Annotated in this window: 18 protein-coding genes and 2 pseudogenes; 5 read left to right on the forward strand and 15 right to left on the reverse strand. The window is 68.5% G+C overall.

The genetic code is table 11. From position 1 onward, the window contains the following. Positions 1-237 precede the first annotated feature (237 nt). The 3 genes from ACFWMR_RS03185 to ACFWMR_RS03195 form a co-directional block, all read right to left on the reverse strand. Positions 238-894: an RES family NAD+ phosphorylase gene (locus tag ACFWMR_RS03185; RefSeq protein WP_007028108.1), complete on the reverse strand. Its 657-nt coding sequence runs from the start codon at positions 892-894 to the stop codon at positions 238-240. A 98-nt stretch (positions 895-992) separates the two neighbouring features. Then, complete coding sequence (locus tag ACFWMR_RS03190; protein WP_093933467.1) at positions 993-1,574, reverse strand: DNA-binding protein; 582 nt, start codon at positions 1,572-1,574, stop codon at positions 993-995. 334 nt (positions 1,575-1,908) lie between these two features. Continuing rightward, positions 1,909-2,889 (reverse strand): LacI family DNA-binding transcriptional regulator, encoded by a 981-nt coding sequence (locus ACFWMR_RS03195; RefSeq protein ID WP_093933468.1) that lies wholly within the window; start codon positions 2,887-2,889, stop codon positions 1,909-1,911. Positions 2,890-3,003: 114 nt separating this feature from the next. Between ACFWMR_RS03195 and ACFWMR_RS03200 the strand changes: the two genes are divergently transcribed. Next, on the forward strand, positions 3,004-4,491 hold the full coding sequence (locus ACFWMR_RS03200; RefSeq protein ID WP_378376582.1) for an FGGY-family carbohydrate kinase: 1,488 nt from the start codon (positions 3,004-3,006) through the stop codon (positions 4,489-4,491). Here ACFWMR_RS03200 and ACFWMR_RS03205 read toward each other — a convergent pair. Beyond that, positions 4,434-5,141, reverse strand: coding sequence for a DUF6597 domain-containing transcriptional factor (locus ACFWMR_RS03205; RefSeq protein WP_378376584.1), 708 nt, complete (start codon positions 5,139-5,141; stop codon positions 4,434-4,436). The two genes, ACFWMR_RS03200 and ACFWMR_RS03205, sit on opposite strands and share 58 nt — an antisense overlap. A 239-nt stretch (positions 5,142-5,380) precedes the next feature. On the opposite strand from ACFWMR_RS03205, the gene ACFWMR_RS03210 reads away from it, so the two are divergent. Beyond that, a complete protein-coding gene (locus ACFWMR_RS03210) occupies positions 5,381-5,875 on the forward strand; it encodes an MmpS family transport accessory protein (protein ID WP_093933471.1) in 495 nt (164 codons plus the stop codon). A 22-nt stretch (positions 5,876-5,897) separates the two neighbouring features. Further along, positions 5,898-6,665 (forward strand): ABC transporter permease, encoded by a 768-nt coding sequence (locus ACFWMR_RS03215; protein ID WP_378276129.1) that lies wholly within the window; start codon positions 5,898-5,900, stop codon positions 6,663-6,665. On the opposite strand, the gene ACFWMR_RS03220 is transcribed toward ACFWMR_RS03215, so the two are convergent. From ACFWMR_RS03220 to ACFWMR_RS03270, 11 genes and pseudogenes are all read right to left on the reverse strand, one after another. Beyond that, complete coding sequence (locus ACFWMR_RS03220) at positions 6,628-7,314, reverse strand: histidine phosphatase family protein (RefSeq protein ID WP_378376586.1); 687 nt, start codon at positions 7,312-7,314, stop codon at positions 6,628-6,630. The two genes, ACFWMR_RS03215 and ACFWMR_RS03220, sit on opposite strands and share 38 nt — an antisense overlap. A gap of 19 nt (positions 7,315-7,333) precedes the next feature. Further along, complete coding sequence (locus ACFWMR_RS03225) at positions 7,334-9,205, reverse strand: Na+/H+ antiporter (RefSeq protein ID WP_378376674.1); 1,872 nt, start codon at positions 9,203-9,205, stop codon at positions 7,334-7,336. 40 nt (positions 9,206-9,245) lie between these two features. Then, positions 9,246-9,641 (reverse strand): VOC family protein, encoded by a 396-nt coding sequence (locus ACFWMR_RS03230; RefSeq protein WP_378376587.1) that lies wholly within the window; start codon positions 9,639-9,641, stop codon positions 9,246-9,248. A gap of 5 nt (positions 9,642-9,646) precedes the next feature. Then, on the reverse strand, positions 9,647-10,051 hold the full coding sequence (locus ACFWMR_RS03235) for a helix-turn-helix transcriptional regulator (RefSeq protein ID WP_093933475.1): 405 nt from the start codon (positions 10,049-10,051) through the stop codon (positions 9,647-9,649). Positions 10,052-10,169: 118 nt separating this feature from the next. Next, positions 10,170-13,268: a glycosyl hydrolase 2 galactose-binding domain-containing protein gene (locus tag ACFWMR_RS03240; protein WP_378376589.1), complete on the reverse strand. Its 3,099-nt coding sequence runs from the start codon at positions 13,266-13,268 to the stop codon at positions 10,170-10,172. A 125-nt stretch (positions 13,269-13,393) separates the two neighbouring features. Next, positions 13,394-14,632: a hypothetical protein gene (locus ACFWMR_RS03245; RefSeq protein WP_378376591.1), complete on the reverse strand. Its 1,239-nt coding sequence runs from the start codon at positions 14,630-14,632 to the stop codon at positions 13,394-13,396. A gap of 52 nt (positions 14,633-14,684) precedes the next feature. Then, on the reverse strand, positions 14,685-15,071 hold the full coding sequence (locus tag ACFWMR_RS03250; protein WP_378376676.1) for a YchJ family protein: 387 nt from the start codon (positions 15,069-15,071) through the stop codon (positions 14,685-14,687). Between the two features lie 19 nt (positions 15,072-15,090). Further along, positions 15,091-15,468, reverse strand: coding sequence for a DUF1801 domain-containing protein (locus ACFWMR_RS03255; RefSeq protein WP_378376593.1), 378 nt, complete (start codon positions 15,466-15,468; stop codon positions 15,091-15,093). A gap of 69 nt (positions 15,469-15,537) precedes the next feature. Further along, the gene (locus tag ACFWMR_RS03260) at positions 15,538-15,741 is read right to left on the reverse strand and encodes a DNA-binding protein (RefSeq protein ID WP_378376595.1); all 204 of its coding nucleotides are present in this window, start codon (positions 15,739-15,741) and stop codon (positions 15,538-15,540) included. Positions 15,742-15,756: 15 nt separating this feature from the next. Next, positions 15,757-16,881 (reverse strand): 3'-5' exonuclease, encoded by a 1,125-nt coding sequence (locus ACFWMR_RS03265; protein ID WP_378376678.1) that lies wholly within the window; start codon positions 16,879-16,881, stop codon positions 15,757-15,759. Next, positions 16,870-18,057, reverse strand: a pseudogene (locus ACFWMR_RS03270) (DUF222 domain-containing protein); the annotation flags it as partial. The pseudogene ACFWMR_RS03270 and the gene ACFWMR_RS03265, both read right to left, overlap by 12 nt. A 177-nt stretch (positions 18,058-18,234) precedes the next feature. On the opposite strand from ACFWMR_RS03270, the pseudogene ACFWMR_RS03275 reads away from it, so the two are divergent. Together ACFWMR_RS03275 and ACFWMR_RS03280 are read left to right on the forward strand one after the other, a co-directional pair. Next, positions 18,235-19,000, forward strand: a pseudogene (locus ACFWMR_RS03275) (IS5 family transposase). A gap of 170 nt (positions 19,001-19,170) precedes the next feature. Beyond that, entirely contained in the window at positions 19,171-19,467 is a 297-nt protein-coding gene (locus ACFWMR_RS03280; protein WP_378376597.1) for an antibiotic biosynthesis monooxygenase family protein, read from the forward strand. Positions 19,468-19,540: the final 73 nt, after the last annotated feature.

The raw sequence follows: 19,540 nt of genomic DNA on the forward strand, positions 1-19,540 counted from the left end.
CCTCTGACCCTCGCGAAGGGTGAGAACCTGTCTCTCCACTCACGACCTCACGCAGAACAGCCCATACGGGCATAAAGCGGACGCCCAAACGGCGCTGAATGTCCTAAGTGGACACGCGGGTCACGCCGGTCCACCGACCGGCCCGGAATCCTGCCCTCAAGGCAGCGAAGAAGGCCTGCTCGACAGGATCGACCATGCCGTATTCGACTTACCGCTGAATAGAATCGCTCTTGCCGCTCACGACAGCAGCGTGTAGTTCAGTTCCTCGCACACCCGGCCCAGCGGGACGTCGAGCCCCGGGTGGTCCAAAGGGAGCAGGACGTCCGGCGCGACCGGCAGCGAATTGCCGGCGGGCGGGTCCCACAACGCGAGAGCGGGGCCGCCGGAATCCATGGAAGACCGGTACCAGACGCCGTCGAGATCGCCGAAGGCGGCGCGGATGGCGCGCGCCCAGGCCTGGGTGATCTTCTTCGGGCCGCTGGAGATCTCCTGCGAGGCGCCGACTCGGGTCGGCCACAGGCCGGCGAGGTCGAGCAGCCGCAGGGTGCGGGTGGGCCGGACGACGACCAGGCGCGGGCCGCGGGATTTGCGGTCGACCGTCGACGTGGTCTGGAAGACCTCCGCGATGCTGGTGCGCACGGTGAGGCCGAAGTACAGGACGCCGTTCCCGGGGTCGGTGACCGGGCGTCCGCCGCGACCCGGTGTCTGCGGGTCGAAACGGCCGTGCGGGAGCGGTCCGCTGTAGCGGAACGAATTCCACTGCTGGGGGTGGTTGCCGTGCGCGGTGAAGATCCTGACCAGCCTGGTGCCGGGGTGCACCGTCACCACGTCGTTGGTGCGGTGCAGCTCCTTGACCAGGACAGAGCGCGCGGGCGGCAGGGGGAGCCGGGCCATACCTCGGGAGTCGTCCGTCCTTGTCGGGTGATCTTGCTCGATGGGGTCAGCCTACGGCCTACCCCCGACTGAAATTTTCCGTCGTCGGGCAAGACACCTTAGAACGGCGACCCCAGAGTGGCTACCAGCTTTGCAACATGTTCGGGGTCTCCGCCGGAGAGCAGCCACTGGCGGGGGGTGGCGGGGTGGTCGTTGATCACCAGATCGGACTGCGGGGTGCTCATGAAGGCGGCGACGACCAGCGCGGGCTGGTCTTCGGGGACGGCGCGCAGCACGACCTCCAGGCCGGGCAGGACCCCCGAGCCGGTGAACTGCCAGGAGGGCAGCCGCCAGCCTTGGTCCTTCCAGCCGGTGAGCCTGCCTTCCTTCAGACGGTGGCGGATGCGGCTGTCGTCCACGCCGAGGGCTTTGGCCGCTTCCAGCACGCTGAGCGCGGAATCGGCGAGCACGGCGTGCGCGGCGACCGTGCGGGCACGGAAGTCCGGTTCGTCCTCGCTGCGGGGGGAGAGGTCCAGGCCGACGTCGGTGAGCGCGGCCCGCTGGTCCGCCGAGAAGTAATGCGACGGATCGGGGTTCGGCGGGGAGAGCCTCCGCGCGGCGTCCTCGACGAGAGTCAGGAACTCGTCGGCGTCGACCTTGAGGCCCGCCTTGGCGAGGACGTTCTCGAGCGCTATCGACATAGCGCCTAGAGTAACTCGTCTGTGCGGGTTCGTGCGGTCTCATCTCGATTTCGTGGGGGAATTCACCAGAGATGAACACAGAGTGCACGGAATCACACACGCGCAGTAGGCAATGTCGCAATAGTGTGCCCGGATCGGGCGAGCTTGTCCAGGGATCCGGCTTGACAGGTCGTATGCGGGAATTTACCTTCCGGAAGGTAAACGATTTCTTCCCACCGCTTCGGAGAACCCGGCTGGTGTGGGGCCGGCTTGGGGGAACAAGGGGGTGGGGCGTTCCTGGGCGGCCGGTGCGAGCCGGTCGCCCAGGCACGTCGTGCACCTGGGATCTCCGGGGTCAGTCGCGCCGTGAGCTGCGGCGCACGATCAGCTTCGCCTGCAACGTGGTCGTCGTGGCCTTGCGCGTACTGTCGCCGATCCGGGCCAGCAGCAGTTCGGCGGCGACCCGGCCCACCTCGTTCGCGGGCTGGGCGACCACCGTCAGCGGCGGATCGATCAGGGTCGTCCACGGCGCGTCGTCGAACGACACGATCCCCACGTCCTGTCCCGAGCGCAGTCCACGTGAGGCCAGCGCCTCCAGGACGCCGATCGCCATCGTGCTGTTGCCGACCAGCAGCGCGTCCGGCGGTTCGGGCTCGTCGAGCAGGCTGAGCGCGGCGAGCCTGCCGCCCTCGGCGCGGAACTCGGCGCGCCGTGTGAGCGCGTTTTCGGCACCGACGGCGTCGGTGTAGCCGGCCAGCCGGTCTTCGGCCGTGCGCACCCCGGGCGGACCGCTGACGCAGGCGACTCGCCGGTATCCGCCGTCGAGCAGGTGCCGTGTCGCCTCGTGGGCGGCGAGCCGGGTGTCGACCAGCACCTGGTCGCCGGTGTTCTCCAGTAGCGGCCGGTCGACGGCGACCACGGGCGTGCCGCGTTCGGTCAGCCTGTCGACGTTGGTGGCCCGGCCGGTGGGGGAGAGCACCACGCCGGCGACCCGCTCCTGCAGGGCGACGTCGATGTAGCGCCGCTCCTTCTCCTCGTTGTCGTCGGCGTTGCACAGCACCACCGAGTAGCCCGCGGTCTGCGCGATGTCCTCCACACCGCGGGCGATCGCGGTGAAGAACGGGTTCTCCACGTCGGAGATGATGAGCGCGAGGACCGCGGTTTCCTGACGGCGCAGATTTCGTGCCAGCCCGTTCGGGTGATATCCCAATTCCGCCGCGGCGGCCTGTACCCGTGCCGCGAGCACCGGGTCCACAGTGGACTTACCGTTGAGCGTCCTCGACACGGTCGCCGTCGAAACCCCGGCCTTCGCCGCCACGTCGTTGATGGTGGCCACCGTGACCTCCCCTTCTGCAGGTGTGTTGACACCTTCGCACGGGAAGAATAGCTTGACCGACAATCGTTACCATCCGCTGATCGCGCTACTCGTGCCGGAAAGTTCGGGGGTCTCGTGGGGGAACCGGGCCTGGTGCTCGGCATCGACATCGGCACCTCGAGTTCCAAAGGTGTCCTCGTCGATTCCCGGGGCACCGTGGTGGCGCGAGCCTCCCGGCGACACGATACCGCACGGCCCCGTCCGGGCTGGTTCGAGCACGACGCCGAAACCGTGTGGTGGCAAGACTTCCTCGTACTGGCAAGGGAACTCTCGGCAGGCGCCGGGGATCATCCCATCATCGGAGTGTCGGTCAGCGGCATCGGCCCGGTGCTCCTGCCCGCGGACGCTTCCGGGAAACCGTTGCGCCCGGCGATCCTTTACGGCGTCGACACCCGTGCCTATGACGAAATCCGTGAACTCGACCGGGAATTCGGCGAAGAATCCATTGTGGAACGGGGTGGGAGCGCACTCGGCTCGCAGGCCGTCGGACCGAAATGGCGCTGGCTGGCCAAGAACGAGCCGGACGTGTTCGAACGCGCGAAGTTGTTCTTGATGGCGAGTTCGTTCCTTGTCCTGAGGCTGACCGGTGAATACGTTCTCGACCATCACTCCGCGAGTCAATGCGACCCGATGTACGACCTGCGCGAGGCCCGGTGGGCGCCGGACCGGGTCGCCGCGATCGCCCCGGGCGTCGAGCTGCCCCGGCTCGCGTGGCCGACCGAGGTGGTCGGCTCGATCACCGCCGGGGCGGCCGCGGAAACCGGCTTGCCACAAGGGATCCCGGTGACGGCGGGCACCGTGGACGCCTGGGCGGAGGCGACGAGCGCCGGTGTCACCGCGCCCGGGGACACGATGCTCATGTACGGCACCACGATGTTCCTGATCCAGATGCTCTCCGATCCCCGCCCCGTGCCGGGGTTGTGGACGACGCGAGGCGCGTTCCCGGACACCTATTCACTCGCGGCGGGGATGGCCACGTCCGGCGCGATCACCGACTGGCTGCGGGGGCTCGTCGGCGGCGAGTTCGGGGAACTCGTCGCGGCGGCGGGCGAGGTTCCGGCCGGCAGCCGCGGATTGCTGATGCTGCCGTACTTCGCCGGGGAACGGACACCGATACCGGATCCGGACGCGCGCGGCGTCATCGCCGGGCTCACCACCGCGCACGGCGGCGCCGAGCTGTACCGCGCGGCGCTGGAAGGGACGGCGTACGGGGTGCGGCACAACCTCGAGGCCATGCGCGAAGCCGGGGGCGGCGCACGCCGGTTCGTCGCCGTCGGAGGCGGTACGCGGGGCGGGGTGTGGACGCGGATCGTCAGCGACGTCGCGCGGATCGAGCAGGAGATTCCCGCGGAAACCGTCGGCGCGGCGTTCGGTGACGCCGTTCTCGCGGCCCATGCCCTGGGGTGGGAGCCGGATGCCGGAGCCTGGAACCCGGTCGCCGAGGTCGTCCGTCCCGGCGCGGACGCCGATGTCTACGACGAGTTCTACCCGCACTACCGCGCGCTTTACCGGTCCACAATGGACATAGCGCACTTCTTGGCGCGGAAGAACTCCCTCGCTTGAACCCCGGCGAACTCCCGGCAATCCCGGCTCAGGTGGGCTTGATCGGCGTAGCCCGCCGAAAACGCCAGCGACGCGAGATCCGGCGTCGTCGGCGCGAGGCCGATGGCGCGCTGGAACCGGGTGACCCGCAGGTACGTCGCCGGGCCGTAGCCGACCGCGAGGGTGAACCGCCGCCGCAGCTGCCGTTCTCCCGTCGCGAACCGGTCCAGCGCGGCGGAAACCCGGGGGACGCCGCCGTCGAGCCTGGCGATCAGCTCCGAGATCTCCCGGTCGGCGCCGTCCGCTCGGCGTCGTGCGACGACGTCGGCCAGCGAAACGCCGCCGCAGAGCACCCGCTCGGCCAGCAGTTCGCCTTCCTTGCCCCAGAGGTCGCCGAGGGGGACACGCCGGTCGCGCAGCTCGTCGGCGCCCAGCCCCAGGACGTCGCGCGCCCTGCCGGGGGCGAAGCGCACGCCGTACGCCCGGGTGCCGGGCGGCGTCTCCCAGGTCCAGGCCGTGGTGTCCGGCCCCGCGACGAACACCTCGCCGCCGCATGCCACCAGATCGACGCAGCCGTCGGGCACGATCCGCTTCGGCGCCCGGCCCGCGTCCTCCCACAGGCAGCGCACCACGTCCCGCAGTCCGCCGGGCGCCGTCGTCTCCCGATACACGCTTGCCATGATGCCCCGGGGGTACGACGGTATCGAGCAGCCATATCACTCAAAGTGAGCTGTTCGGCTCACTGTGTTTACGCCAACCGCCCTATGACCAGGTGGTCTTCGCTCACCGGGACACCCAAAAGGGTGAATATCGGGTTTCTTCCCGATAACGGCTAACGCGGAGTCACCTTCCAGCGAGAAGTAGTCGACGCACTCGACGGAAGTGCGCTCGGACGAGAGAAGACCTCTCCATGGGTGTTCCCACCGCGACCCCTCCGGCATCGGCGCCGGGACAGGGAGCCCCGGGCAGGCTGAAGCCGCTCGGGACCATCGTGGTCGTGCTGGGCGTGATGGCCGTCGCCGTCACCCTGACCAGCTATGTGCTGCCGAAGGCCTCGCGGCCGGTGCAGAACCCGCCCGCGCCGCAGGTGGAACAGGTCGAGCAGGCCGCGGCCGCCGTGCGCGCCGTGACGCACCTGGTCGTCTACGAACTTTCCGGCGCGAAGGGCGCCCAGAACGTCACCTATGTCGCGCAGGGCTCGGAACTCATGCAGAAGACCGACGTGACGGCGCCGTGGAGCACCACGTTCGAGCGCGCGAGTCAGGAAGGCCGCGACGAGTTCTACAGCCTCTCCGCACAAGGCTCGGGTAGTGGCGCGCTGCGATGCAGGATCCTCGTCGACGGCGAAGTCGTCAGTGACCGCACCGCCCCCGCGGCGGGCGCGCCGGTGACCTGTACGTCCTGACTCCTGCGGCAGGATCGTCCGTGTGACGGATGGTGCGATCGCGTTCGGCCCGGTGCTCGCCGTGGTCCTGGCCGTGCTGGCGATCTTCGGCGCGGCGGTGGTGTGGTTCGGGCAGCTGGGGCAGGGCAAGGCGGTGCTGTTCGCGGCCGCGCGCGCCGTCGTGCAGCTCGCCGCCGTTTCGCTGGTGATCGTCGGGATCCTGGAATCGGGCTGGCTGACCGGCGGGTTCGTGCTGCTGATGTTCGCGATCGCCGCGATCACCTCTGCGCGCCGGATCGGCGTGGCCAAGGACCTCGCGTGGGTCGCGCTCGCCATCGCGTCCGGCGTGGTGCCGGTGCTGACCCTCGTGCTCGCGACCGGGGTGGTCCCGTGGCGGCCCATCGCGATCGTGCCGATCGCCGGGATCGTCATCGGCGGCGCGATGTCCGCGACCTCCCAGGCGGCGAGGCGCGCCTTGGACGAACTCGTGTCCCGGCACGGCGAGTACGAAGCCGCGCTGGCGCTGGGTTTCCTCCGCCGCCCGGCCGCGCTGGAGATCTGCCGGCCGTCGGCGGGACAGGCGCTGATCCCCGCGCTCGACCAGACACGGACGGTCGGCCTGGTGACCCTGCCCGGCGCCTACGTCGGTGTCCTCCTCGGTGGCGCCGGGCCGCTTCAAGCAGGCGTGACCCAGGTGCTCGTGCTCATCGGGCTGCTGGCCGCGGAGGCTGTCGCGGTGCTGGTCGTCGTGCACCTGGTCGCGGCGGGCCGGATCAGCCGAAAGGCGACTGAAGATGTGACGTGTCGTTGAACCGGCGCACCATCCAGTCGTCGCCCGACACCACCAGATGCGAGATGGAGCCGTTGTCCGCCCCGAGGAACGCGAACCGGTTCCCGGCGGCGCTCGCCTGGGCGAAGACCTCGCCGATGACACCGCCGTGGGTGAACACGGCGATCCGGCGGTCCGGGTTGGCCGCCGCGAGCCTGCCGACGGCCGCCTTGATCCGGCCACCGAACGACTCCATCGACTCGGCCCCCGGGATGACGTCCCAGCGCTGTTCCCGCCACAGCCGCTCGACGATCGGATGACCTTCGTGGGTGTAGCGCCGGAAGAGCCCGTTCTCCCAGTCGCCGAGGTGGATCTCTCGCAGGTCGGCTTCGACCTCCGGCGTGAGCCCGAGCTTCGCCGCCAGCGGTGCCGCTGTCTGGGACGTCCGGCGCAGCGTCGTCACGTACAGCGCGGCGATCCGCTCGTCCGCCAGTCGGCGCCCGACCCGCTCGGCGTGGTCCCGGCCCTCCGGTGCGAGGTCCGGGTCGGCCTGCCCGTCGACGAGGTCGAACGGATCGTCGCCCTTCGCCGGTGCCGATTCGCCATGGCGGACAAGGAAGATCTCGGTCGCGCCGGGCGGGGGTGAAAAGCGGTGCTGGCGGTATTCGACTTCCTGCTCAGGGGTGCTCATGTCCGCCGACGATACCGAGTCAACCGAGCTGTTTGTCCACGAAACACCAGCGCCAGGTCTCGCCCGGTTCGTGGCTGCGCATCACCGGGTGGAGGGTCTCGTGGAAGTGCTCGGTCGCGTGTTTGCCCGGCGAGGAGTCGCAGCAGGCGACGTTCCCGCATTTGACGCATTCGCGCAGGTGGACCCAGGTCATCCCGTTCTCGACGCAGACCGCGCACACATCGGGCGAGCTGGGTTCGGCCGCGGGCCACTCCTTGGTCAGATGCTTGCACGATCCCGCCGTCGCGGCGGGGGTGCGCAGTTCCCGATCGGAGTCCGGCACGGTCTCCTCCTCTTCTCTGTCCAGCATGGATTCCTCGATGTCGAGGCGTTCGAGGATCCGGCGCAGGACATCATCATCGGCCATCCCGGAGTCGCGCGCCTCCAGGAACTTCTCCCGTTCGACCTCCAGCAGCCTCATCCGCAGGCGCCGATAGACGTCGCTCGGCGTTTCGGTCAGGGCGCTCTGCCTGCCGAGCTCCTCCCAGGCCGAGTCCGACCGGTGCTGGAGCCGGCTGCGCAGGCGTTCGACGATGTCGTCGGGATCATCGACGGTGCGGATCTTCTCCAGTTCGTCGAGCGCGGCCCTGGTCATGGTGTTGATGACGGCCGCTTCCTGCAGCGCGTCCTCGGCGGGGTCGGGCGGCGGCAGTTTCAGGCGGCGGACCAGGACCGGCAGCGTCGTCCCGTGCAGCAGCAGCGTTCCCGCCACGACGACGAACGCGACCAGCACGAGCACGGCCCGCTGCGGGGTGTCCGCGGGCAGTACGAACGCGGCCGCGAGCGTGACGACGCCGCGCATCCCGGCCCAGGCGATCACCGCCGAGTACCGCCACGGCCAGGCGTGACGGCGGAAGGTCCGCCGCGCCAGGCCGATGCCGGCCATCCAGAGGATCCGGGCGACGATGGTCGCGGCCAGGGTGGCGGCGCAGATCAGGATCAGTTCCGGCACGCTCAGCCCGCTGTCGCCGACCTCGGTCATGATCCGGCGGACCTGCAGGCCGATCAGCAGGAAGACGATGTTCTCCAGCAGGAACTGGATGGTCTGCCAGTTCAGCCTGCTGGCCAGCCGCGAGCGGCCCGAGAGCATGCTCGGGGCCTTGTGCCCGAGGATCAGGCCCGCGACGACCACGGAGATCACGCCGGAACCGTGGATCGCCTCGGCGGCCAGGTACGCGACGAACGGGACCACCAGCGAAAGCGCGGTGTCGGTGACCGGATCTTCGAGGCGGGTGCGGATCAGCGCGGCGAGCGCGCCGACTGCGAAACCGATCACCAGCCCACCACCCGCGGCCAGCAGGAAGTCACCACCGGCCTGCCACACGCTGACCGAGCCCGCGATGGCCGCGATGGCGGTCCGCAACGCGACCAGCGCGGCCGCGTCGTTGAACAGGCTTTCGCCCTCCAGCAGCCGGGTCAGCTTGCGCGGCATCCCGACCTTGCGGGCGACGGCGGTGGCCGCGACCGCGTCGGGCGGCGCGACCACCGCGCCGATCGCGAGCCCGGCGGCGAGCGGCAGGCCGGGGATCACCAGCCACGCCACGACCCCGACCGCGGCCGTGGTGAAGATGACGAGCCCCACCGACAGCAGCAGGATCGGCCCGCGATTGCGGCGGAAGTCGATCAGCGACGTGCGGATCGCGGTCGCGTAGAGGAGCGGGGGCAACAGCCCCAGCAGCACGACCTCCGGATCCAGTTCGTACTCCGGGATGCCCGGGACGTACGAGGCGACGACCCCCACCGCGATCAGGCACAGGGGCGCCGACCAGTCGAGTTTCCGCGCCGCGGCGGTGACCAGGAGGACGGCCACCACCAGTGCCACGAGTTCTACCGCGATCTCCACGCCGCTCATCATCACCCGAGAGCCCCGGTGCGCGCGCACCGAGGCCCGGCTACCGCTGTTCGATACGCACCAGGTTGCCCGCCGGGTCGCGGAAAGCGCAGTCGCGGACGCCGTAAGGCTGTTCCATCGGCTCCTGGACGACGTCGGCCCCCGTGGCCTGGATCCGGTCGAAGGTGTCGATCAGGTCCGAAGTGGACAGCACGATGGCCCCGTAGGTGCCCTTGGCCATCAGTTCGGCGACCGTGGCGCGCTCCTCGTCGGTGAGCTCCGGGCCCGCGGCGGGGGAGCGGAGCACGATCGACGTCCGCGGCTGCCCCGGCGGGCCGACGGCGACCCGGTGCGGACCTTCGTCCCGCGTCTCGAAGCCCAGGATGTCGCGATAGAAGGAAAGAGCGGCCTCGAGATCGTCGGCGGGGAGGAAGGACGCGTGAATCGAGAGGATCATGCGACTCAAGGTAGGTCGGGGCGACGGGAGGCCGCTTCTCTATTCCTGATCGGTCGCATGACCTGTTTGACGACGCAGCCGGGCATGCCGCGGCCCTCTTCCGCCGCCTGCTTGCGGTAGGCGCTCGGTGAGACGCCGACCAGTTCGGAGAATCGCGTGCTGAAGGTGCCCAGCGACGAGAAGCCGACGTCGAAGCAGACCTCGGTGACCGACATGTCCCCGCGCCGCAGCAGCATCATGGCCCGCTCGATCCGGCGGGTCATCAGGTAGCTGTAGGGCGATTCGCCGTACGCGGCGCGGAATTCCCGGCTCAGGTGCCCGGCCGAGACGTGCACGCCGCGGGCGAGCGCCTCGACGTCCAGCGGCTGGGCGTAGTCCCGGTCGATCCGGTCGCGGACGCGTCGCAACATCGCGAGGTCCCGCAGGCGCGGGTCGGGTTTTCCGTTCACCCGGAAAGCCTAACCCACGCCGGAACGGAAAAGGCCCCCTTCGCCGGGTGGCGAAGGGGGCCGTTGGCGACTCCCCGTGCTAGAGGGTGATCTTGTCGACGTTGGGACCGCCGTTCGCCGTGGTGGCGACCGCCTTGATCTTGTTCTGCCCCGCCGCCAAGGTCATCTTGACGGGTCTGGTCGTCCAGTTCGGCCAGGCGCCGGTGCCGCCGAAGCCGACACCCGACGCGCTGATCGAGCCGTTGACGGAGAAGTCCAGCGGCCGGTCCGCCGAGGTCCCGTTGGCGTACCGGACGACGACGTCATAGGTGCCCGCGGACGGCACGGTGACCGTCCACTCGACCGAGCTGCCCGCCACGTTGTCGTAGTTGACGAACCCGCTGCCGGTGAACCCGGCGTGGTTGGACTCCACCGCGCCCCGGACGACCGTGGCGTCCTCGGCCTGGTAGTCGACCGGGTTGTTCGGACCGGGGCCGGAGCCGTCGGCGGGAACGGTCTGCGTGCCGGTGTTCCAGCCCGAGACCCGTACCGAAGGCTTGGAGCCCTTGAGGTCGGCCGTGCGGTACTTCGCGGTCAGCGTGGTCGTTTCACCTGGCCACAGGCTCACCGCGTTGTCGTTCCACTCCACCGGGAGCACCGGCTTGCCCGCGGCGTCCACGACCTTCGAGTCGACGTAGAACGCCGGGAGCTTGCCGCCCGAGGTGTTCTTCAGCGTCACGGTCGTCGTGGTGGTGCCGTCGGAACCGGCGGCCGACTTCGCCGTCACGCCGACGGCGGACTGCCCGAGGTTCTTCAGCCCGGACAGATCGGCGTAGGCCGACTGCGGCGTGTAGTACCAGTCGCTGCCGCTCCAGTTCAGCGTGTCCGCCTTGGTGGAGAGCCAGTACACGTTCCGGCTGACCTCCTTGCCGGAGGAGTCGGTGAGCACCAGCTTCGCCAGGTAGGTCGTCGACAGCCCGCTCACCGAGGGGACGGTGACGGCGGTGGACTTGGCGCCCAGCGCGCCAACCGACAGCCCGGTCTTGGTGTTGCTGTACTTCTCGGTGCCGTCGAGGTTGTACAGCTTCGTGGTCGCCGTCAGCCCGCTCACCGCGTTCGACGTCTGGTTGATCACCACGACCGAGCGGTTGTCGTGCGAGTACTGGATGTGCAGCGGCTCGTTGGCCTTCTTCGCCCCGTAGTACGCGCCGTTCTGGTCCATGTAGGCGTCGAACAGCTGCCAGTGCAGCGAAGTCCACGGGCTGTTGAGCATCCAGTAGATCAACCCGGTCGACGGGTTGGTGGAGTCCGTGTAGTTGCGGGAGTGCGACTCGAACTCCGCACGCACGTTCTCGTACTGCGCGAGCTGCGACTTCCGCACGAAGTCGTTCAGGTCGGCCGGGGCGCCGTAGCGCTTGGTGAGGGCGTTGCCGAACAGCTTCAGGTTCCCGAAGGTCGCCGAGGACGAGCGGTGGTATTGCGCGGCCGACGGGTTCTTCCACATCGTTTCGAGCTCGCTGGCCGACATCATCCGCTTCAGGGTGTCCATCGTCGGGATGTCGACGCCGGCGCTGGTCTCGGAGTTGAAGCTCCACGCGCCGCCACGGTCCTTCTGCGACTTGTCGTACCAGTACACCGGCGGGACGTAGTCGTACGGGCCGTTCATCTTCATACCGGACGCGCCGGTGATCGGGGACGGCCTCGCCGACGCCGCCGGGATCACCGGGGGCTGGAAGTCGGCGGCCTTCATCGCGTCGAGGTAACCCTGCTCGATCCGCTTGTCCGGCGCGAAGTCGCTGCCGATGTGGAAGGAGATGACGCTCGGGTGGTCACGCAGGCGCTCGGCCTCGGAGAACATCGACGCCTTGGCGATCGGGTAGTCCGACTCGACCCACGGCTCGCCCTTCTCCTCGCCGTTGACCTGGCCTTCCCACTTGTCACAGCATTCCCAGCCGGGCATCGTCAGCACGCCGAGGTCGTCGGCGATGTCGAAGAACTCGTCCGGTTCGATGTGGCCTTCCAGCCGGACCGTGTTGAGCCCGAGGTTCAGCACGTACTTGAGTTTGTCGGCCGCCGCGGTCTCGCTCCAGCGAAGGAAGAGGTCCGGTGTGTAGCCACCGCCGCGGATCAGCAGCGGCTTGCCGTTGACGCTGTACTGCCGTCCACCGCTGGAGTTCAGCGTCGCCTTGACGTCACGGACGCCGAACTTCGACTTCGAGGCGTCGGAGGCCGTGCCGCCGACACTCGCGGTCAGGTCGAGGTCGTACCGGTTCTGGCCGCCCATTCCGGCGGGCCACCACACGTTCGGGTTGTCCAGGCCGACGACCGGGAAGGTGACGGTCTTCCGTTCCTTCGCGGCCAGCGAAACCGTCTGGCTGACCGGCTTTCCCGCGACCGTTCCGGCGACGGTGGTCTGCACCGCGTTCGCCGAGTCGTTGCGGACGTCGGCCTTCACCGTGAGGTCGGCGTGGCTGAGCGAGGAGTTCAGCTTCTGGACCACGTGGGCGCTGCGCAGCGCCACCGGGCCGCCGCGCCGGACGAGGACGTCGCGCACGATGCCCATGTTCTGGTCCGGCGGGGTCTGCGCCCAGTCGATCCAGCCCATCGAGAGGTCGTTGTTGGGATCGTTGGGGTAGACCTTGAACGCGACGCTGTTGACGCCCTGGCGGACGTGCTCGGTGATGTCGAGGTCGTGGCGGGTGTAGGCGCCGTTGACCTGGTCCTTCGTCGCGATCCGGGTGCCGTTGACCCAGACGTCGGCTTTCGAGAGGACACCGCTGAAGTCGAGGTACGTGCGCTGCGAGGTGTCTTCGACGTTCAGGTCGGTGCGGTACCACCACGGCACGGTGAACTGCGCCGTCGGCACGTTCTTCATGTTCGTGGAGTAGAACGGGTCGGCGTACTTGCCGTTCTGCAGCAGTCCGGCGTAGACCGTCGAGCGCGACGACACCGGGTACCAGCCGGCGGTGGGGAAGCCCGGCTTCGACACCGCCGAGTCGTCACTGACCTGTGCCGAGGACTGGATCACGTAGCCGGGGATCGGGGTGGCGTTGCCCGCGGCGGCGCCGACGGACAGCGGGACGGCCGCTTCCGCGCCGGTGGCGGCGGGAGCGGTGGTCACCCCGCAGACCGCCGCGGCCAGCGCGGTGACGGTCATGGCCAGTAACGGGATCCGGGTTCTCTTCTGCCGAAAACTCACGAGCGCGCCTCCTTGGGCACACGGCGGCGGACCTGGGCGGAAATCGTTAAGAAAGTTCCCTAACAATGTTGGGGGAGATGGTAGCCGTCACATCACGGCAAGGCCAGACCCTTGCACCGGGTTCGTCAGTGGTGAAGAGTCCGCCGGAGTGCGGCGGCGCGCAAGCACAGCAACAAGGGCAGGGAGGCGTCGTCACGCACTCTCGCCGGCAACGTCGACGCCTCGGCGACGGCCGTCCCGGCGGAGAGCTCTTCGCCCAGCGCGGCGAGGTCGACGTCGAGCACGTTCGCGCCTTCGCTGAACAGCTTTTCGGCGCCACGGGTGCGACGTGTCCGCAGGGTGTCGCCGTCCACGGAAAGCTCGGTGATCCCGAAGAACTCCGGCTTCGCGCCGCGTTCCATCCAGCGCGCGAACCCGGTCAGCCGGGTCGAAACGATCTCGCCGGGCAGGACGCCGGTCTCTTCGCGCAGTTCCCGTTCCATCCCGGCGATCACCGCCGTGTGCAGCATCCGGCGGCGTCCGCCGTCGGCGGTGTCGAGATCCTGGGGTTCGAGGGAGCCGCTGCCCGACGGCGCGAGCAGCATCGCGCTCGCCGAGTTCCGCCGGGACTGGAGCACCACGACCAGTTTGCCGTCGGAGGTGAACGCGATGGTCGAGACGCCGACCAGATCGGCCAGTTCGCTGCTCGCGAGCGTGCGCAGGCTGCCCGAGGAGTCGGCCAGTTCTTCGCGGCGGAGGTCGTACTCCTCGCCGGTGTCCTTCCTGGTGATCCGCAGGGTCGCCAGTTCGTTGGAGCACACGGCGTCGAAGAACCGCGCGCGATGCAGCCGGATCGGGGCAGGAGCGGCGCCCGCCGCCGGAAGCGGCTCGCCGCGCATGCCGACGATGGGGCCGTTGAACAGCACGCGGCCCTTCGCTCGCAGGGGAAGGACGTGCGGCGCGGTCGCCTTGAGCTTGGGCGGCAGGCGGTACGGCTCCTCGGAGACGGCGATCCGGAAGTTCCCCGCCGACAGTGCCTCGTCGATCGGGTCGCTGACGAGCGCCGTTCCCCGCGCGGGTACGGCGAGATACTTCGCTCCCGGATACGCGGGCGGAGGCGGCAGCTCGGCGGTGGGGAACGGGGCGGCGATCGCGCTGAACTCGAACCCGGCCCAGCGTGCCCGCAGCAGCCGGAGATCCCTGACGAAGGTGGCCGTCCCCAAGGCCAGTGCCAGCACCGAAAGCACGATGCCGATCGCGCTGGGGAGGATCGTCGCCGCGCCGAGGACCACGCCGATCCCGGACGCCGCGACCGGCCACTCACGAGCGGCCGAGTAGGCGTAGTAGTCGGCCTTCGCCCTCGCCCGGCGGGTCAGTTTTCCCATCGCCACACTGTTTATCACGCGAGGGAAGCCTGTTTGGGCGAGTTGATGGAACTCAGGCGACGGGCGCGACGTAGATCCACTGCCCGTCGACGCGGATGAAGCGGCTGTTCTCGTGCATGCTGTCCGCCCGGCGGTCCTGCCGGTAGTGCGCCCGGAACTCGACCGTGCCCTCGTTCTCCAGCAGCCCGCCGCCGGTCTTGCCGAGGATCTCCAGGAAGGTCCAGCGCTGCCCCGGGTCGAGTTCGAGGTCCGCGGGCCTGGTCTTCGGATGCCAGGTCGCGATGAGGTACGCGGTGTCACCGGCGGCGAACGCGCTGAACCGCGACCGCATCAGGCGTTCGGCGGTCGGCGCTGTCGCGGCTCCCCGGTGGAAACGGCCGCAGCAAACGCCATAGGGCTCGCCGAGGCCGCACGGGCAACGGGATTCGTCGGTGATCACAGGCACGTCGCCGATTGTGTCACCGTGCTCCGGCGGGGGCTTCGAGGTCTCGTGCCTGCTTGAGCCAGCCGGTGAACAGGTCGGCATCGATGTCCTCGACCGAGCGCAGCTTGACGTGTGCCATCTCCCGTGCGCTCGCCTCGAGCCTGCCGGACTCGTCGTCGACGAGCTGGCCCTTCCAGAGGGCGAAGGTGACGTATGACGAGTACGCCTTCACCAGGCAGACGAGGTTCTTGCCTGCGGCTTCGCCCGCGCTCCAGGTCGGGGAGCCGTGGTACATCGCCTCGATGGCGCCGGGCAAGGCGGCGTTGACGATCGGGCGCAGCGCGGTGGCGACCTCACGCAAACCCTCGGGGAGAGCGGCGAGGTAGTCGTCGACGTTCGCGAACTTGGCCATGACTTGGTCCCTTCGATCGGTGTGCGCTCAGCTAACCGTCCGAAGGCTTAAGTTGTCAAGACAAAAAAATTATTCGGTGGGTTCGGGTGCCCGACCTCGGGTTTCCAGCGCCTCGCGGATGATGCGGAGCGCTTTGGGGCCGACGCCGTGCAGGCTCGCGAGTTCGGCGTCGGTGACGTGGGTGAAGTGCTCCAGTCGCGTGTAGCCGGCGGCGGCGAAGGCACGCGTCGCCGGTTTGCCGATGCCGGACGGCAGATCGGTCTGGTCGTCCATGGGGCTCCCCTTCGGTCAGTGGCCGTGACGTCGCATCCATTGTGGACTGCAGCAGAACTCGCACGGCTCGAGCTCGCCCGGGGTGACCGATCCCCAGGCGAGACGGGTGACGTCGTGGACGTTCATGCCCTGTCGGTGCGCGCTTCCCTGGCCCTTTCGCAGCCACGTGCAGTCGGGGTCGTTGTGGTACGCGGTTCCTCCGGAAGTCCGGTAACCGTGGGGAAGGACGCTCGGCGGCGGTTTGCGGCAGAGCGAGCACCAGGAAATGGGCATGTCGTGAACGCAGTCGTCCTCGGTCTCCACGGCCTTCGCCGCGTTCTCGGCCTTCTCGGACTGCTCGGCCTTCTCGGCCTGCTCGGGCGCGGTGTCGTCGAGTACGCCCCACCAGAGGAAATCGCGAGCCCTGGTCGCCGCGACCAGATGCTGCCTGCCGCGCAACTCACGGCGTTCCTCTTCGGCCTCGCTGCCGGTCACGCTCTCGTGCGTGTTCTCCAGCACCAGAACGGCTTCGAAGTCCAGGCCCTTCGCCCGATGCACGGTGCCGATCTTGAGCTTGCCGTCGGCCGCGCCGGAGTAGTGCTCCAACGCCAGCGTCGGGATCCCCGCCTTGCGCAAGATCTCGGCGCACCGGCCCAGGTCCTTGTGGTGGAAGACGATCAGCGCCGAATGGTCAGGGCGCACCGGCAGGTTTCGGACCGCTTCGACCAGCGCGCCGGACAGTTCGCCGGAGGTGCCGCGCCAGGTCTCGGTCACTCCGCCCTCACTGGCGGACTCGGCCGCGCGCAGGGTGACACCGTCCGCGCCGTCGAGGTCGTCGACCCGGTTGGTCGCGTCGAATCGGCGTGCGAAACCCAGGACCTCGGCACGGTTGCGGTAGTTGACCTTCAGGATTTCGCCGCGGCCCTGGACCGGGATGCCGGCGTCGGACAACCGCCAGCCACCGGGATAGACCTGTTGCTGGCCGTCCCCGACCAGCAACAGCCTGTTCGGCCCGTCGCCCGCGAGGTCGTTCAGCAGTCGCAAGCCGCACAGAGGGATGTCCTGCACCTCGTCGACGACGACTCCCGCGTACGGCGTTTCGAGCGGCCGGTCCGCGAGTTCCGCGCGGCCGAGTTCGATCAGGTCGTCGTCGGCTGCCATTCGGACTTGCCAGTCGCCGTGGTGGATCAGCCGGTGATGAAAACCGCACAGCAGCACGAGGTTCCGGAGATCGGTCGGGCCGCCGTCTGCCCAGTGATGAATATGGTGGGCGTGGCAGTTCTTGGGTTTTCGGTGACAGCCGGGGAACGCACAGCCTCGATCGCGGATGTTGAGTGCGCGTCTCTGGCCTGGGGTGACGAACCGTCGTAGTCGCCCTACGTCGAGGGGTTCCCCGGCGGCGTTCAGCACCGCGGGCAGCATCAGGCAGTCGCAGGCGGCCATCCGCGCCTCGCGGGCGGTCATCTCGCCGACAAAATCGAGGCAGGCTTTCCCGATCCCGGTCTTGAGCTCTTCCAGGCCGATGGTCACGTGCACCAACGTCCGGTACCCGCTGGTGCCAGGCTGATCGGGGCACGCGATCGCCAAGTCGAGGAGCTCGGCCCACGCATCGCCCAGGCGCTCACACTTCATGCGCAGATCCGCCTGGCCGAACTCGTCCACCGGGCGAGGTTTCGCGTACGCCTCCAGTGCAGCCGCGGTACGAGCCCCCAGCTCGTCATCCAGCAGGCCGGTGAGTTTCCAGAACCCGTCCCGGCGACGCTCCAGGGTGATCTCGCGGCGGGGCTGCTTCGGTTCGGGTTCTTTGGGTTCGTTGCCGTCGGGATCCAGCCAGCCGAGGATGTCCTCGGCGGCCTTCGTCACCTGCCGGGGACCAGCGCCACGGCCCAGGTTCCCGAGGATCTTCTCCGCACTCTCCCGATCCTCCACCGACGTATCGGACGGGAGTCTCCCCAAGATCTCCAGGATCTGATCGATCCGCTCATCCCCGATCATGCCCTCAGCGGCCGCCGCACCCACAGTCGGCGCGAAGGCCGGAACCTCCGTGCCATCCAAAGCACGAGTCGGATTCAACGCGATCGCCCGCTTCACCACCGACTGCGCCTCACCCCGCGACAACCCAGCCACATCAGCAAACCACGCCGCCGTCGACCCATACCCATACCCATACCCATACAAATCTTTCGAACCCCGAGACTCCACCTCCGCCAAAAACTGCCCCAGAGCAGCGGACGCGACCCGCATCAACTGCAGGAACTGCTGCACACCATGGGCAAGCTCCAGCTTGCCGGCACGCCACAACTCCTGCGGGAGTTCGGGAAGGAAGGTCTCGGACACAACTCCATAATACACCAACATTTCGAACACGTGTTCGTAATTTTGCGTTACCGCGAACCCGCGCATTTCCCACTTGAGAGTGAATCGGCAAGCTTCGCAATTAGGGGTCGTAACAGAATGATCTTGGGGTGTGGCTTGATGCCGTGTCTCGGTGATCGTTCTGTGAGGGGTGAGCTGGTGGGACAGCGGCGTCCGTGGGGGCGATGACGGTTTGTGGGAACGGATCGAGCCGTTGTTGCCGCGGGTGGAGCGTCGGTATTGGCATCCAGGGCGTAAGCGGTTGGACGACCGTAAGGCGTTGTGCGGGATCATGTTCGTGCTCTATACGGCGATTCCGTGGGAGTTCTTGCCCCAAGAGCTGAGCTATGGGTCGGGCATGACGTGCTGGCGGCGGTTGCGGGATGTGGCAGCAGTTGCACGAGCTGCTGCTGGCGGAACTGCACGCGGCGGGCCAGCTGGACTGGTCACGGGCAGCCTTTGATGGATCGCATGTGCGGGCGTTAAAAGGGGGCCTAAAACCGGCCCCAGCCCGGTAGACCGAGCCTGTGTCGGGTCCAAGCACCATGTGATCACCGACGGCACCGGGATCCCGCTGGCGGCCACCCTCACCGGTGGGAACCGGCACGACGTCACCCAGCTGATGCCGCTGATCCACGCGATCCCAGCCGTGCGGGGCCGCTGTGGACGGCCCTGCCGTCGACCACAACGGCTCTACGCCGACCGCGCCTACGATCACGACAAGTACCGCAAGCTTGTCCGCCGCGGGAATCACACCCTTATTGCCCGCCGAGGTCAGGAACACGGCTCCGGTGTCGGTGTTCATCGCTGGGTTGTCGAGGGCGCCTTCGCCCTGCTGCACTGGTTCCGGCGGCTACGCATCCGCTGGGAGATCCGTGACGACCTCCACGACGCCTTCCTCACCCTCGGCTGCGCCATCAGCTGATCCACCAGATCCCACCGTCCCGGCGACGGCCCCGCCGGATCTACGCCGACCGAGCCTGCCACCTGCGCATCCGCTGGAAAACCGCGACAACAATAGGGCGCCTCTCCGCGTTCAGTCAGTGATCTCCAGAAGGCCGCCACCGGGAGGGCGGGTCGCTTAGCATCGGCACCATGACGACAGTCGAACTCACCCGCTTCAAGGTCTCGGCCGACCGCGCGGCTGAACTGCTCCAGGCCCGTTCCGCGATGCTCGCCGACTTCCGGGCCGACCGGGAGGGTTTCCTCGATGCCCAGCTGATCCGGGTCGACGACGAGACCTGGCTCGACGTCGTGTGGTGGCGTTCCTCCGAGGACTTCGCCGCGTCGAGGGAGAAGGGCGCGAACCTGCCCGGGATCAAGGCCTTCTTCGCGCCCATCGCCGAGCTGATCTCCGCCGAGGAGGGCGTAACCGACGACTACCGGGCCTGACGCGCCCACATGCCGGGACGCGAAATATCGCCGTCCGCACATCGTTGACCTGGGAGAACGAGCAAGGTCACGG

The sequence above is a fragment of the Amycolatopsis thailandensis genome (assembly GCF_042723255.1).
Taxonomy (GTDB): domain Bacteria; phylum Actinomycetota; class Actinomycetes; order Mycobacteriales; family Pseudonocardiaceae; genus Amycolatopsis; species Amycolatopsis thailandensis.

Bases quoted from the DNA above. Each gene is read 5' to 3' on its own strand.
- ACFWMR_RS03230 (WP_378376587.1), bottom strand. From the start codon at position 9,641: ATGATCCTCTCGATTCACGCGTCCTTCCTCCCCGCCGACGATCTCGAG.
- ACFWMR_RS03220 (WP_378376586.1), bottom strand. From the start codon at position 7,314: ATGAGCACCCCTGAGCAGGAAGTCGAATACCGCCAGCACCGCTTTTCA.
- ACFWMR_RS03245 (WP_378376591.1), bottom strand. From the start codon at position 14,632: ATGGGAAAACTGACCCGCCGGGCGAGGGCGAAGGCCGACTACTACGCC.
- ACFWMR_RS03260 (WP_378376595.1), bottom strand. From the start codon at position 15,741: ATGGACGACCAGACCGATCTGCCGTCCGGCATCGGCAAACCGGCGACG.
- ACFWMR_RS03225 (WP_378376674.1), bottom strand. From the start codon at position 9,205: ATGAGCGGCGTGGAGATCGCGGTAGAACTCGTGGCACTGGTGGTGGCC.
- ACFWMR_RS03190 (WP_093933467.1), bottom strand. From the start codon at position 1,574: ATGTCGATAGCGCTCGAGAACGTCCTCGCCAAGGCGGGCCTCAAGGTC.
- ACFWMR_RS03255 (WP_378376593.1), bottom strand. From the start codon at position 15,468: ATGGCCAAGTTCGCGAACGTCGACGACTACCTCGCCGCTCTCCCCGAG.
- ACFWMR_RS03210 (WP_093933471.1), top strand. From the start codon at position 5,381: ATGGGTGTTCCCACCGCGACCCCTCCGGCATCGGCGCCGGGACAGGGA.
- ACFWMR_RS03185 (WP_007028108.1), bottom strand. From the start codon at position 894: ATGGCCCGGCTCCCCCTGCCGCCCGCGCGCTCTGTCCTGGTCAAGGAG.
- ACFWMR_RS03280 (WP_378376597.1), top strand. From the start codon at position 19,171: ATGACGACAGTCGAACTCACCCGCTTCAAGGTCTCGGCCGACCGCGCG.
- ACFWMR_RS03265 (WP_378376678.1), bottom strand. From the start codon at position 16,881: ATGGCAGCCGACGACGACCTGATCGAACTCGGCCGCGCGGAACTCGCG.
- ACFWMR_RS03235 (WP_093933475.1), bottom strand. From the start codon at position 10,051: ATGTTGCGACGCGTCCGCGACCGGATCGACCGGGACTACGCCCAGCCG.